Source organism: Glaciihabitans tibetensis (assembly GCF_003003265.1).
Lineage (GTDB): Bacteria > Actinomycetota > Actinomycetes > Actinomycetales > Microbacteriaceae > Glaciihabitans > Glaciihabitans tibetensis.
Genome location: NZ_PVTL01000009.1, coordinates 19,828 through 33,060 on the forward strand (window position 1 = coordinate 19,828; position 13,233 = coordinate 33,060).

Below are 13,233 nucleotides of genomic sequence, written 5' to 3' on the forward strand. Positions count from 1 at the left end.
AGGAAGCTTTCGATAATGACAATAGATGAGGTGCCGCCACCTACGGCGCCCGGTGACGCGGCCGTGCCCCTCTCGGGATTCCACGTGCCGAGAACGATCGATGGTGAACGCCTCGTCGCTCTTTTCGCCTCCCTGGTCGAGCCAATCGCACGAGCCCTGCCGACGTCAACCGAGGTTGTACTACATGACCTCAGTCTGGTTCCGAACTCCATCGTCGCCATCTACGGAGAGGTGACCGGACGAAAGATCGGCGACCCGCCCACGGACGTGCTGCTGCAGCAGGCCATGCAGGGTTTCAACGACTACAACCTGAACTACGAATCGACGTTACCCAGCGGTCGCCGAATGCGATCCTCCACGATGATCATCCGTGACGTGGCGGGCAATCCCGCGGCGGCATTGTGCATCCACACCGACATCTCTGCGTGGCTGTCGATCCAGAATCTCGTAGCTCAAATGGTCGGCGGGTCCCCTGCCGCGTCGCCGGCTCCTTCTGAGCAACGCACCGAAGTGTTCGTCAAGGACGTGGACGAACTGGCGGCACATCTCATTCACCAGGCGATCCTCGCGGTTGGCGTGCCCGTCGATGAGATGAAAAAGAAGCACAAGGTCAGCGTCGTCATCGAGTTGAAGGACCGAGGGTTCTTTATGCTCCGGGACGCGATCGAGATGATCTCGGAGTCGCTAAAAGTGACGAAGTTCACCATTTACAACTACCTGAATGAGATCAGTCTGCTGGAGACCGGCACCGAACCCACGCCCTCAGCGGAACGACTCTAAGTTCACGCGGGGCAGGCCTATCGCCTAGCGCTCGCGACGCGCCTCCTGTAGTTCGCGCGGCACGGCGATCACGTCGACGAGGGCTCCGTTGCGCCAGACCGTGATCTCAATGCGGCGGTCAATCGCATCCTCGACCATCAGCCGCTGGACGGCGGTGGTCGTCACGATGGGCTGGCCGTCGAGCTCGACCATGATGTCGCCGCGGTGCAGGCCGGCCTCACCGGCGGGGCTTCCCGGCGAGACCCCGGCGACCTGCAGCCCTGTGGGCGACCCAATGCGGGCGGCAAGCGGAGGCGCGAGCGGAACCTGTACTCCCGCGATGCCGAGCCAGGCGCGACGTACCCGGCCGACGGTCATCAGGGTGTGGATGATTGCGCGCGTGCTGTCGTTGATGGGCACGGCGAGGCCGAGACCGACACCCGCTACCGCCGTGTTGACCCCGACCATCCTTCCCCTCGTATCGGCGAGCACTCCCCCGCTGTTACCCGGGTTCAACGCCGCGTCACTCTGGATCACCTCGTCGATCACCCGGCCGGATTGCGTGGGGAGGGAACGGCCGAGGGCCGAGACGATCCCAGCCGTGACGCTACCGGCGAGTCCGTATGGGCTGCCGAGCGCGACCACGAGCTGACCCACCCGCAGCTGCGCCGCATCCCCCAGCTCAACCGGGGCAGGCAGGGTGCCGCCGGGCTTCGGCTCGGCCCTGAGTACCGCAAGGTCTGAGAGGGCGTCGCGTCCCACTACCCGCGTGGTCACCTCGGAGCCGTCCGCGAGAACGGCGGTCGCGGCATCCGCCCCCTCAACAACGTGTGCGCTGGTCAACAGGAAGCCATCGTCGGTGATGACGCTCGCGCTTCCGGACCCCCGCCCGCGCGAGGTCGACACGAGGATGCTCGCGACACTCGGCAGCACGGTCTCCGCGACGTGGATCACTGCGCGCGAGTACGCGTCGAGCGCATCGGCTTCGTTCTCAGGTCCGTCGTTGTTCACACAGGGATAGTAGGCACGACCGCACCTCGCGCGGGAGGGCGTTCACTGAGAGCGAGATCGTGCCAGAGCGAGATCGTGCAAGGCCAGGTTCATCCTGAGGATGTAGACAGCGACGCCTTTGGCCCGATGCGGTGGATGCCGCGTTCCGCACAGGCTGGAACTATGAAAGCCACCGCCACGATGCTGGATCTGACGCCCGCCGAAGTTCCGGTCACTCGACTGCGCCCCGGCAGGCTGGAGCTGTCCGGTTCAGCCACCCATACTCAACGAAAGCGCCACCCCTATACCGGGTGGCCCAGGCGCCGCACACTGGGGCCATGATCACTGAGTCCAGGAACGCTGAGGCCATGAACCCGCCGCAGAACTCGGCGTCATTGCGGGACTCGGTTGCGCGCGACGAAGAGGACCACAACACGACGTTGATCGCCCGGTCGATTGTGTACTACCGCGTCTGTGCGGTGGCCGCCCTGGTCTGCGCGCTCGGCAGCGGCAGCGTGGGCGTACTCGCCTTGGGCAACGCCAGCGAGGGTCGCCTCGTGACGGTGCTGGGGTTTGTCATGATCACGCTTGCCATCGTGATGGCTGCCATGAGCGTCGCCTGCGCTCAGATCGCGGCCCAGCTGAGCGCCCGCGCCGCGCGGGCGCAGGGTGAGATGCACGAAGGTCGGTAGTTCGCGACCGTCGGTATTTCGCGACCGTCGGTAGTTCGCGAAAATCAGCTAGACGTCGCAGCCCTTTCCTGAGTGAGGTGCGCCTGGAGGACGTCGCGGACGGTGGTCCAGGTGTGGGGGCCGTACCGGTCGTTGTCGACATGTCGTAACTGCGCTTGGCCGCTGAACATGCTGACGAAGTACTGCATTCCCTGCCAGGCCGGGAACGTCTCGTCGGGGTTCTTCGACAGCTGTTTGCCGACCTTGCTCATGACCGAAAGTGTTCCCGTTGTGCCAGCCCATTGCAGCTTGAAGGGAGTTCCCGTGAGCTCGGTCATTGTCCGGGCGACGTCTCTGGCTGAAACCTGTGCCCCGGCGATCTCGATGACACGTGGTGCGTCAGAGTCGAGGGCGGCGAGGGCCGTGACGCGGGCGACGTCGTCTTTGGTGGTGAAGTCGAGGATCTGGTCAGCGGACGACCAAAACAGGACCCGTCGCAGGCCGAAGAGGATCATGGGCGCCTCGTCGGTGAGCAGATCGGTGAACATGCCGTTGAGGATCGATGTCGCCTGGACGGGCGCGACATCGAGGTCGGCCGCAAACTCGCGACGGATTTCGAAGTTGCGGTTGCTGCCGGGGGTGATCTGGCGGTAGTCGGCGGAGTAGTCCGACGGGATGAACCGAGGTACCCCGGCTGCAACGGTCGCTTTCAGAAGGGCGCGCTGGGCATCGACGATGACGGGCCGGACGCCGCTGACCGCCGATACGACGACGTCGACGCCGGAGACGGCGGTGGTCAGAGCGGCGTGATCGGAGTACGCCGCGGTAACGATGTCGATGCGGCTGTCGTCACCGTAGAGTGCGGCCGCGCTTCCGCTGCCGGGTCGGGTGAGGACTCGGAGCTGGACGTCGTGTTGGAGGAGTTCGCGGACGATGCGCTGTCCGAGGTCGCCGGTGGCGCCGGCGATGAGGATGGTGCTGGTCATGGAAGATGTCTCATTCTGTTGTGGTCGAAGGGGTGGGTCGGCGGGATCGGTCGGGAGCGGCGAGGGGCTGCTCCAGGGCTGCTCGGGCGTCGGCGATGCAGGATTCGACGTTCCCGGCACCGAGCGCGACCCGGGCCAAGAGCCGGCGAAGCTGCGTCTGCTCGTCTGGGCCGAGGTGTCGCATGAGGACACCCTCGACGTCACGGAGCGCGACTCGCGCCGAGTTCAGCAGGGACCGGCCCGGATCCGTGGGGTGCACCTGACGGATCCGTCGATCGGTCGGGTCGGGTCGCCGCTCGACGAACCCACCGGCCTCGAGGGCGTCGATGACATAGGTCATCTGAGTTTTGTCGATCCCGAGACGGTGAGCGAGCGCCAATTGCGAAGTAGGTTCTTCGGTCGTGATCGCCACGAGCACCTGATAACCGCGCGGCCCGCCTGGTACATCGGCGACCGCACCCGTGGCAGACCGCGAAAACCCCTGATACATCGCCGGCAGAGCCCAGCCGAGTTCTGTCTCAATCCCTCCGGCACCCCAATCGATCTCGGGTAAAGAGTCAGCCTCGCCGATTTCGGAAAAACTTGTCATGACGCGATCGTACCTGACAGAGATCGTCTTGTGCAAAGATGATCTACGAGCAACGTGTTTTACTACCGGATCGACCCGCGATGATTACCCCAGGAGACCCCATGGCCTTGCCCGACGCCCTGCTCGACCTGCTCCTCAAGCCGAGTCCCTGCTTTCTCTCCACGATCATGAGTGACGGGTCCCCGCAGGTGACCGAGACGTGGGTTGGCACTGACGGCGAGCACGTGATCATCAACTCGGTGGTGGGGTTCCTCAAGGTACGGAACGTCGAGCGCGACCCACGCGTGGCAATGGCGATTCAGGATCCCTACAACCCGTTCCGGTACATCCAGGTGCGCGGCGAGGTGATCTCGATGACAACGGAGGGCGGCACTGAGAGTATCGAGGCGCTGTCTCGGAAGTACACAGGGCGGCCCTACCCCTGGTATGGCGGCCGCGATCAGCAGCGCGTCGTTCTGACAATTAGGGCTAACAGCGTAAGCGGACAGGGCTGATCAGCCGAAATAGCGCTGTGACAGACAACTAAAAGGCCTCGCCCGCGACATCCACCGTGTGAATGACGCGGGCGAGGCCCTTGGACAAGCGCCGCCGCTCCGGCCGGTGAAGGCCACGGCGACGGGTCAAGCGAGAGTTACGCGACGGGGATGATGAGGCCGGCGGTCTGCGTGGTGGCGCGGGTGAAGCGCTCCTGCACGTCGGCCCAGTTCGCGATGTTCCAGAATGCCTTGACGTAGTCGGCGCGCACGTTGAGGTAGTCGAGGTAGTAGGCGTGCTCCCAGACGTCGAGCATCAGGAGCGGAACGACGCCGGCGGCGAAGTTGGCCTGCTGGTCGAAGAACTGCTGGATGATGAGCGACTGGCTGATGGAGTCCCAGGCCAGAACGGACCAGCCGGAGCCCTGCACACCGAGGGCGACCGCGGTGAAGTGAGCCTGGAACTTCTCAAACGAACCGAAGAAGTCGTCGATGGCGGAGGCGAGCTCACCGGTAGGCTTGTCGCCACCGTTCGGGGAGAGGTTGTTCCAGAAAATGGAGTGGTTGACGTGTCCGCCGAGGTTGAAGGAAAGGTCCTTCTGCAGCTTGTTGACGTTGGCGAGGTTGCCGCTGTCGCGGGCTTCGGCGAGCGACGCGATGGCGGTGTTGGCGCCCGCGACGTAGGTGGCGTGGTGCTTGTCGTGGTGCAGTTCCATGATCTTGCCGCTGATGTGGGGTTCCAGCGCGGAGAAGTCGTACGGCAGTTCGGGAAGCGTGTAAGCGCTCATGGTTACTCCAGTCCTTGAGGAGGCCGCGCTGGGACGCGCGAGCCGTCAGCTGTGCGTTTCAGCACTCTTCGACGCTAGCAGAGGCGAGCTATTTGACAACCGTTATGTAGAGAAGTATCAGCCACGGAGGGAACGCACAGGAAGGCGAGGTTTCATAGATAGACAACACTTGTCTAGTAAATAGGCACTTTGCTCCCACAACTCACGACCTCTCTTCTAAGGAACGTCATCATGAAAGCTCTCCGCTACGTCGCCGTCGGCCAGGCCCCTGAGGTCGTGGACATCCCGATCCCCAAGCCCGGCCCCGGGCAGGTGCTCCTGAAGGTCACGGCCGCGGGAGTCTGCCATTCGGACGACTACGTGATGAACCTGCCCGAGAAGGACTATCTCGAGCAGAGCTACCCGCTTCCGCTGACGCTCGGACACGAGGGCGCCGGAATCGTGCACGAGCTTGGCGAGGGGGTCGACTCCACCCTCAAGGTCGGCGACGCCGTGGCGGTGTACGGGCCGTGGGGTTGTGGCCGGTGCCACAACTGTTCGATGGGCATGGAGAACTACTGCACCAACGCCGCGGCCGAGGGCATCCGCCCTCCCGGACTCGGCAGCCAGGGCTCGATGGCCGAGTACATGATCGTTGACAACGCGCGCCACCTTGTTCCGCTCGGCGACCTCGACCCCGTGCAGAACGTTTCCCTCACCGACGCCGGCCTCACCCCGTACCACGCCATCAAGCGCTCGCTTCCGAAGCTTGGGGCGGGCACGTTCGCGGTGGTCATCGGAACCGGTGGGCTGGGTCACGTGGGCATCCAGATCCTCAAGGCGCTCTCCGGCGCCACCGTTATCGCCCTCGATGTCAACGACGAAAAGCTCAAGCTGGCCACTCACGTTGGCGCAGACCACGTTCTCATCAGTGACGCCTCCGCAGCAGACAAAATCCGCGAACTCACCGGTGGACTCGGCGCAAACGCCGTTTTCGACTTCGTCGGAGCGAACCCCACCATGGCTCTCGCGCAGAGCGTTGCCGCCCTCGACTCTGATGTCACCGTGGTGGGCATCGGCGGCGGTGCGATGACGATCGGCTTCGGAACAATCGCCTACGACGCCGCGGTGCGGGTTCCGTACTGGGGTTCACGCAGCGAACTCATCGAAGTTCTCGACCTGGCCCGCGCCGGCAAGATCAACGTCGAGGTGCAGACCTACAGCCTGTCCGACGGACCGAAGGCCTACGAAGACCTCGCCGCGAACAGCATCCGTGGGCGCGCGGTCATCGTTCCCTAACGAACGCTCCCCCAGCGGGGACGGCCACTGCTAGACGAACCGGCCGCGCTCCAGGCGTAGTACGCGGTCGGCAGCGTTGATCACATCGGAGTCGTGGGTGGCATGAATGACGGTGGCGCCCCGGAGGGTCTCGGCGGCGAGTGCGAGTGCGATGAGTTCGCACGCCTCGTTGTCGAGACCCGCCGTCGGCTCATCGAGCAACAGAATCTGGGCGCGCTGGGCTAAGCCCTGTGCAACGAGCGCACGCTGACGTTGTCCGCCCGACAGCGCACTGAGCGGGCGTCGTTCGAATCCCTCAAGACCGACCGCCGCGATGCTGCTCGCGACGATGTCGCGATCATCCCGAGTGAGCCTGCGCCAGGCGCCCCGCTGCGACCAGCGCCCCATCTCGACGACCTGCCGAACAGACAGCGGAAGGTGGTCGGGCACACTGCTGCGCTGCGCGACGTAGGCAACGCGGGCTCCGTCGAGCTCCACCGTTCCCGCACTCAGCGGCACCACCCCGGCGATCGCACCCAGCAGAGTCGACTTGCCGGATCCGTTCGATCCCGCCACCGCGGTCATCTGCCCGCTGGCGAACTCGATGGTTACGTCGTCGAGGCTGACCCGGTCGTCGTAAATCACGGTGACGCCACGGAGCCCGACGGTGATGGCTGCGGGTCCGGATCCGGATCCGGCGCGAACGCTATCTGACTCTGTGGTGGATGCTGCGCTCACGGCGGTCGGCGCGGAAAAACTCATGACCCTACACTAACAGGAACGATAACCATTCTCATGTAGGGTCCTTTTCGTGACCTTCATTCTCGATCCGTTCTCCGCGGACTTTATGCTGCGCGCCCTTATCGGTGGTGTGCTTGTGGCGATGATTTGCGCCGTTGTCGGCGCCTGGGTCGTCATCCGTGGCATGGCGTTTCTCGGTGAAGCAATGGCACACGGCATGCTGCCGGGCGTTGCAACCGCAACACTGCTCGGCCTTCCCCCGATCGTCGGCGCCACGGTCAGCGCCGCGGCGATGAGCTTCGGGGTCAGTCTGCTGGCCCGGCGCGGCAAGCTTTCGCACGACACCAGCATCGGCCTTCTGTTTGTGGGCATGCTCGCCTTGGGCGTGATCATCGTGTCGCACTCCCGCAGCTTCGCCACCGACCTCACGGCCATCCTGTTCGGCGACATTCTCGCGATCTCGACCGACGACATCGCGGTGCTCGGTGTCGCCCTGATTGTGACTGTCGGCATCGCGGTCGCGTTCCATCGACCGTTTGTTGCGCTTGCATTCGACGGACGAGTCGCCGCCACCCTGCGCTTGAAGCCCCGCCTTGCCGGCGTGATGTTGGTGGCTCTGGTCACCCTCGCGGTCGTCGCGTCGTATGGCGCGGTCGGATCGCTGCTGGTTGTGGGCCTCCTGCTCGCGCCCGCTGTTGCCGCCGGTCAATGGTCGCGCAGCATCCCCGGGATCATGCTGCTCGGCGGGGCTTTCGGATCCGTCTCCGTCGTCGCCGGACTGCTCGTTTCGTGGCATGCCGCGACCGCTGCGGGCGCGTCCGTCGCCGCCGCCGCGATCGCCCTCGCGGCCCTCTCTTCCTGTGTCCGCTCCGTCCAGAAAGCAATCAGTGCTCACTAGATCCACGCTCGCTCGATCGGCACGCTCCCGATCCACGCTCACCCGATCCGCCCTAGCGGCGTTCGCCGTGTTGACCGTCGCCGGCTGCGCGTCATCTCCGACTGACCCGGCAACCCCCGCTACTCCCGCCGCCACCGAAAGCTCGGTACCCCACGGCTACGTCGAGGGCGCCTCCGAAGAAACCGAACCCCAGCTTCAGATCGCCACGGTCGACGCCGCGGGTTCCCTCTCCCTGCTCGACCTCCTGTCCGAAGAATCCGCCGAATTCGCGACCCTCGACGGCATTACCGCCGTATCCACCGATGGTCGATACGTGTTCGCGTCTGCCGCCGAGAGCGGTGAGCTGTCCATCATCGACAGCGGCACGTGGACCGTCGACCACGAAGACCACTCCCATTACTACCGGGCCACGCCGTCAGAAGTGGGAACGATTGACGGCGAGGGGGATGCCACGGTGCACACCGGCGGCGCCATCACCGCAGTCTTTTTCGCCGACAGTGGTGAGGGCATCATTCTCGACCACGAGGCACTGGGCGACGGCGAGATCACCGAACTCGGGACCATCTCCGGCGCACCACACGAGGGTGCACTGGTTCCGTTCGGCGGCTCGGTGATCGCAACCGAAGCCAGTGCCGACGGAACGGTGACCGGGCTGCGGGCCTACTCCCCCGACGGCACTGCAGCCGAGACCGGCGACAGCGCCGGCTCCTCTGCCAGCTCATCCGCCGGCGCCGCCGACGCCGCTGTCGAATGCACCGGTTTCTCGGGCACCATCACCACCAACGTTGGCGCGGTCTTCGGCTGCGACGACGGCGCCGTGCTCGCCACCGTCGCGGCCGATGACACCGTCGAGTTCGAGCGCATCGCCTATCCCGCGGGCACGATCGATGCCGCGCCCGGTGCCGCGCCCGCCACCGCCACCGCCTTCGCCTCCCGCCCCGGACGCCCGACGGTCGCGGCCCTCGCCGGCACAACCGGCGCCTGGCTGCTCGACACGCGCGAGCGCACCTGGACACGCCTTCTCACCGAGGTTCCACTACTGCGCGTGGTCGCCGCGGACGATCGCAACGGCAACGTTGTCGCCCTCGCCTCCGACGGACGCATCCTCGTGCTCGACCCCGCGACCGGCGCGACCGTGGCCGCCACCGAACCGCTCTTGGCCGCCACCATCGCAGCGGCCGCGGCGGATCCTGTCGATCCCGCCAACCCCGTGCGCCCCGGCGACCCGGCCACCCCCAGCATCCTCGACGGCGTGAATCTCACGGTCGACGACTCCCGCGCCTACGTCAACGCGATCTCCGAGGGCCTCGTCTACGAGATCGACTACGCCGACGGAGCTCGGGTCGCCCGCACCTTCGAGGCACCCGACATCCCCCTCTTCCTCGTCGAAACGGGACGCTGACCATGAACAGACGGACACTGCTTACGCCGCCCGCTCTGCGCTGGCGAGCCCGCCGAGCCCTCCCAGCTCCTGTGCTTGCGGTCGCAGGCCTGCTCCTGCTCGGCGTCACCGGCTGCAGCGCGCCTGCGTCAGAGCGTCCGCTCGTTGTCGTGACCACCAACATCCTCGGCGACGTCGTCGAGAATGTCGTCGGCGACCAGGCCGAGGTGATGGTGCTCATGCGCCCGAACGCCGACCCCCACTCGTTCGAAATCTCGGCGCAGGAAGCGGCGCGGATCCTCGACGCCGACCTGCTCGTCTCGAACGGACTCGGCCTGGAGGAAGGCCTGCAGCAGCACATGGACGCGGCCGAATCCGCGGGCGTGCCCGTTTTCACCGCCGGCGACGTGATCGACGTCCTTGAATACGGTTCGGGGGATGCCGCGGGGGCAAGCGACCCGCATTTCTGGACCGATCCCGACCGCATGCACGACGTCGTGGCAGCGCTGTCCGACGCCGTGAACGAGTTCGTGCCCGGAGTGGACACCGCGCAGGTCGACGCGAACGCGGAGGCCTACGCCGCGGAACTCACCGCTCTCGCAGGCGACATGACCGAGGCCTTCGCCGCGATCCCGGCTGGCAACCGCAACCTCGTCACAAACCACCACGTCTTCGGTTACCTTGCCGACCGGTTCGACTTCACCCTTATCGGCACCGTGATTCCGGGCGGAACCACTCTCGCGGCCCCGAGTGCATCCGACCTGCGCGACCTCACCGAGGCCATCGAGACCGCGGGCGTTCCCACGGTCTTTGCCGAGTCCTCCCAACCGGACCGTCTGGTGCAGGTTCTCGCGAACGAGGCCGGCATTGACGTTGCCGTCGTCGAGCTGTTCACCGAGTCCCTCACCGAGACCGGCGAAGGAGCCGACACCTACCTGACCATGATGCGCGCGAATACCGAGCGCATCGCCACCGGGCTCTCCCCGTAGAGCACCACCTCCAATAAAGAAAGAAACACCTGTGAAAACGAACCCCCTTGCACCATCCGCAGCATCACCGCTCCGTCGACGTCTGCCGCTTGCGGCGCTCGTCGCCACCACCGCGCTTCTGCTCTCCGCCTGTGCTTCGTCGCCGGCATCGACGTCGGACTCGACAGCCCCCTCGCCTGATGCATCTGATTCCTCCAATGAGTCGTCGGCCAGCGCCCGGGTTGCCCTCACATATGACGGCGGCATCTACGTGCTCGACGCGGAGAGCCTCGAGCTCATCGCCGATTTGCCGCTCGAAGGGTTCAACCGCCTCAACCCCGCTGGCGACGGGCGCAACGTGATGATCTCGACCACCGAGGGTTTCCAGGTGCTCGATACCGCGACGCCGGAGATCACCGATCTCGTTTTCGATGCGCCCACGCCCGGGCACGTTGTGCGCCACGGCGATAAGACCATCCTGTTTTCGGACGGCACCGGTGACGCGATCATCTATGAGACCGCCGACCTGCTCGACTCCGGGGACGAACTGCCCGTGACCGAGATCGTCGCATCGGAGGCTGCACACCACGGTGTCGCGATCGCGCTGGAGGACGGCACTTTCCTCTCTACCCTCGGCACCTCCGAGGGTCGCACCGGTGTGCGCGCTCTCGACAGCGAACGCACCGAGATCGCGCGTAACGAGGAGTGCCCGTCTGTACACGGCGAGGGCGCGGCCCAGAACGAAATCGCAGTCTTTGGCTGCAGCGACGGCGTACTTGTCTACGACAACGGCGAATTCACGAAGATCCAGGCGGCCGATACTTACGGCCGCACCGGCAACGAATACGTGAGCGAAACCTCGCCGCTCACCGTGGGCGACTACAACGCCGACCCCGACTCGGAGGGCTACCTGCTGACCCAGCTCGTTGTCACCGACACCGTCGCGAAGACCTCGACCGTTGTCGACATGCCCGCGGGTGTGGGCTACACCTGGCGCGATGTAGCCCGCGGCCCTGAGGATCTGGCCTGGGTGCTCGGCTCGGACGGCTCGTTGCACGTGCTTGACCCGGCGACCGGAGACTTCACCGACGAGTCATACCCCGTCATCTCCGAGTGGGAGGGTCCGGTCGAATGGCAGGACGCGCATCCCGCCCTCACCATCCTCGGTGACACCGCCTACGTCACCGAACCCGCGACGAACTCGATCCACAAGGTCGACCTCACCACCGGCGAGGTCGTCGCGACAACACAGCTCGACGGAGCGCCGATCGAGATCGCGGTCGTCACCGGATAGGCGAGACCCAACTCAGCCCCGGGGAAGCGGGCAACGAAAAATCGTTGCCCGCTTCACCGGGTAGGCCTACGGTGTGGAGGTTGGCGCTCTATGGCGGCGTTCTGTGATCGCTTCGTGTCGCTAGTTGCCGATGACGAGGCGGGTGACCAAAGCCGGATTGAGGGCTGAACGGTTGGCCGCACGGTCGAATCACCGCGGTCGTTGACTCTGTCTTGCCGTTCGACGACATCGATGCCGGTATTGCTCGCCTTCGCTCCGGCGACGCGCAGGGCAGGGCCGGCTTGGAGCACTCCCACTACTTGGGGGCTATCCGCATGGGTCGCTTCGGACGAACGACCGGCTCCACGCCCGGGATCGGGTGACAAGCGCGCGGACGGGCGCCAATCGGTGCTCTTCGTAACGCCGCAATGCGCGGGTGACGTCGGGGGTCTCGTCGAGAGCGCTGACGAGGGATGCAACGTCGAGGAGGCCGTTGTGGAAGCCGCCGCCGGTGATCGGACTGACGCTGTGCGCGGCGTCCCCGAGTATCGCGACGCGTCCGCGGACCAGCCTTGATGGGAGGAACTCGGCGATTGGCGTGCCGATGAACGCCCGCTCCCGCACCGCGATCGCCGCAGCACGGCCCCAGGGAGCCGGCCACTGGCGGGTCTCGTGGTGCAGGTCTTCGATCTCTGTCCGTGACAGCCCGCTTCCGTGCACGGTGGCCTTCACTACGGTGCCGTTGACGTAGCCGTCACGACGGAGGAGTGCGTCGCGGGAGCAGTCGAAGGAGATGAACACCCCGCGCCGGTGACCCGGGTCGAGCTCGCCTCGTGCGCCGGGGATAACGTAGGTGGCGAGCATCTGCGTACCCGCAGGTCGGAACGCGAACCCGATGTCCCGAGTGGTGAAGCCGCCGGGTATGTCGCTCTCGTCGACGAGTCCACGCCAGAGGACGACTCCTCCGTATTCCGCGTGCGGCTCTTCGGGCGAGACGAGCCGGCGCACCGTGGATGCGTACCCGTCCGCGCCGACGACGAATTCCGCCCGGTGCATCCCCGCATTGGTCTCGACGACGACATCCGTCTGCCCATCGACGACCGCGAGGGCCCGGACACCCTCGCGGAGGTCGATGCGCGGCTGACGTTCGACGGCGTCGGCCAGAGCTTGTCGGAGCAGGCCCCAGCCCGTCGCCGGAAAGCCCGTCTCGATGACCGGGAGCGCTCGCATGTCCAGACCGGTCACCGCGCTGAGGAGGGCGACGTCGATGCTCATCCCCATACCTGCCGGCGGCTGTGTACTCTGCTCGAGGATGGTGACCTCCCAGCCGCTGGCGGAGAGTGCCAGTGCGGCACACAGTCCAGCAAGGGATCCGCCCACCACGATCGCGCGGCGCCGTGGCCGGTCCCACGAGGTCGAGGTTATAGATCGGGTGGGACCGGACGCGGCTGTGGGCATC

14 protein-coding genes are annotated in these 13,233 nt (G+C 65.7%); 8 read left to right on the top strand and 6 right to left on the bottom strand.

What is annotated here, in order from left to right; all coding sequences use genetic code 11:
* The first annotated feature begins 15 nt into the window (after positions 1-15).
* Positions 16-780: a helix-turn-helix transcriptional regulator gene (locus B0I08_RS15095; RefSeq protein ID WP_181243436.1), complete on the top strand. Its 765-nt coding sequence runs from the start codon at positions 16-18 to the stop codon at positions 778-780.
* Between the two features lie 24 nt (positions 781-804).
* Here B0I08_RS15095 and B0I08_RS15100 read toward each other — a convergent pair whose 3' ends face one another.
* A complete protein-coding gene (locus tag B0I08_RS15100; RefSeq protein WP_106214331.1) occupies positions 805-1,770 on the bottom strand; it encodes a S1C family serine protease in 966 nt (321 codons plus the stop codon).
* A gap of 317 nt (positions 1,771-2,087) precedes the next feature.
* Between B0I08_RS15100 and B0I08_RS15105 the strand changes: the two genes are divergently transcribed.
* Positions 2,088-2,441 carry a hypothetical protein gene (locus B0I08_RS15105; RefSeq protein ID WP_146134444.1) on the top strand — a complete coding sequence of 118 codons (354 nt, stop codon included), beginning with the start codon at positions 2,088-2,090 and terminating at the stop codon, positions 2,439-2,441.
* Positions 2,442-2,485: 44 nt separating this feature from the next.
* Here the strand turns inward: B0I08_RS15105 and B0I08_RS15110 are convergent, their stop codons facing one another.
* Positions 2,486-3,406 carry an NmrA family NAD(P)-binding protein gene (locus B0I08_RS15110; RefSeq protein ID WP_106214335.1) on the bottom strand — a complete coding sequence of 307 codons (921 nt, stop codon included), beginning with the start codon at positions 3,404-3,406 and terminating at the stop codon, positions 2,486-2,488.
* A gap of 10 nt (positions 3,407-3,416) precedes the next feature.
* Positions 3,417-3,995, bottom strand: a complete 579-nt coding sequence (locus B0I08_RS15115; RefSeq protein WP_106214337.1) for a MarR family winged helix-turn-helix transcriptional regulator — start codon at positions 3,993-3,995, stop codon at positions 3,417-3,419.
* Between the two features lie 101 nt (positions 3,996-4,096).
* On the opposite strand from B0I08_RS15115, the gene B0I08_RS15120 reads away from it, so the two are divergent.
* A complete protein-coding gene (locus B0I08_RS15120) occupies positions 4,097-4,489 on the top strand; it encodes a TIGR03618 family F420-dependent PPOX class oxidoreductase (protein WP_106214339.1) in 393 nt (130 codons plus the stop codon).
* A 137-nt stretch (positions 4,490-4,626) separates the two neighbouring features.
* On the opposite strand, the gene B0I08_RS15125 is transcribed toward B0I08_RS15120, so the two are convergent.
* A complete protein-coding gene (locus B0I08_RS15125; RefSeq protein ID WP_106214341.1) occupies positions 4,627-5,256 on the bottom strand; it encodes a superoxide dismutase in 630 nt (209 codons plus the stop codon).
* 231 nt (positions 5,257-5,487) lie between these two features.
* Between B0I08_RS15125 and B0I08_RS15130 the strand changes: the two genes are divergently transcribed.
* The gene (locus tag B0I08_RS15130) at positions 5,488-6,534 is read left to right on the top strand and encodes an NAD(P)-dependent alcohol dehydrogenase (RefSeq protein WP_106214343.1); all 1,047 of its coding nucleotides are present in this window, start codon (positions 5,488-5,490) and stop codon (positions 6,532-6,534) included.
* A gap of 30 nt (positions 6,535-6,564) precedes the next feature.
* On the opposite strand, the gene aztA is transcribed toward B0I08_RS15130, so the two are convergent.
* A complete protein-coding gene (aztA, locus tag B0I08_RS15135; protein ID WP_106214345.1) occupies positions 6,565-7,275 on the bottom strand; it encodes a zinc ABC transporter ATP-binding protein AztA in 711 nt (236 codons plus the stop codon).
* Between the two features lie 49 nt (positions 7,276-7,324).
* Here aztA and aztB point away from each other — a divergent pair, with 49 nt between their 5' ends.
* The 4 genes from aztB to aztD are packed head-to-tail and all read left to right on the top strand — an operon-like array spanning position 7,325 to position 11,795.
* A complete protein-coding gene (aztB, locus tag B0I08_RS15140) occupies positions 7,325-8,152 on the top strand; it encodes a zinc ABC transporter permease AztB (RefSeq protein WP_106214347.1) in 828 nt (275 codons plus the stop codon).
* Positions 8,142-9,554 carry an ABC transporter gene (locus tag B0I08_RS15145; protein ID WP_245884841.1) on the top strand — a complete coding sequence of 471 codons (1,413 nt, stop codon included), beginning with the start codon at positions 8,142-8,144 and terminating at the stop codon, positions 9,552-9,554. The genes aztB and B0I08_RS15145 overlap by 11 nt, the downstream gene beginning before the upstream one ends.
* A gap of 2 nt (positions 9,555-9,556) precedes the next feature.
* Complete coding sequence (gene aztC, locus B0I08_RS15150; RefSeq protein WP_106214349.1) at positions 9,557-10,522, top strand: zinc ABC transporter substrate-binding protein AztC; 966 nt, start codon at positions 9,557-9,559, stop codon at positions 10,520-10,522.
* A 31-nt stretch (positions 10,523-10,553) separates the two neighbouring features.
* Positions 10,554-11,795, top strand: a complete 1,242-nt coding sequence (aztD, locus tag B0I08_RS15155; protein ID WP_245884842.1) for a zinc metallochaperone AztD — start codon at positions 10,554-10,556, stop codon at positions 11,793-11,795.
* Between the two features lie 306 nt (positions 11,796-12,101).
* Here aztD and B0I08_RS15160 read toward each other — a convergent pair whose 3' ends face one another.
* Complete coding sequence (locus tag B0I08_RS15160) at positions 12,102-13,232, bottom strand: FAD-dependent monooxygenase (RefSeq protein ID WP_106214351.1); 1,131 nt, start codon at positions 13,230-13,232, stop codon at positions 12,102-12,104.
* Between the last annotated feature and the right edge of the window lies 1 nt (position 13,233).

Coding starts and splice junctions, on each gene's coding strand:
- B0I08_RS15115 (WP_106214337.1), bottom strand. CDS start 3,995: ATGACAAGTTTTTCCGAAATCGGCGAGGCTGACTCTTTACCCGAGATC.
- aztC (WP_106214349.1), top strand. CDS start 9,557: ATGAACAGACGGACACTGCTTACGCCGCCCGCTCTGCGCTGGCGAGCC.
- B0I08_RS15120 (WP_106214339.1), top strand. CDS start 4,097: ATGGCCTTGCCCGACGCCCTGCTCGACCTGCTCCTCAAGCCGAGTCCC.
- B0I08_RS15125 (WP_106214341.1), bottom strand. CDS start 5,256: ATGAGCGCTTACACGCTTCCCGAACTGCCGTACGACTTCTCCGCGCTG.
- B0I08_RS15160 (WP_106214351.1), bottom strand. CDS start 13,232: ATGCCCACAGCCGCGTCCGGTCCCACCCGATCTATAACCTCGACCTCG.
- B0I08_RS15105 (WP_146134444.1), top strand. CDS start 2,088: ATGATCACTGAGTCCAGGAACGCTGAGGCCATGAACCCGCCGCAGAAC.
- B0I08_RS15130 (WP_106214343.1), top strand. CDS start 5,488: ATGAAAGCTCTCCGCTACGTCGCCGTCGGCCAGGCCCCTGAGGTCGTG.
- B0I08_RS15095 (WP_181243436.1), top strand. CDS start 16: ATGACAATAGATGAGGTGCCGCCACCTACGGCGCCCGGTGACGCGGCC.
- B0I08_RS15110 (WP_106214335.1), bottom strand. CDS start 3,406: ATGACCAGCACCATCCTCATCGCCGGCGCCACCGGCGACCTCGGACAG.
- aztA (WP_106214345.1), bottom strand. CDS start 7,275: ATGAGTTTTTCCGCGCCGACCGCCGTGAGCGCAGCATCCACCACAGAG.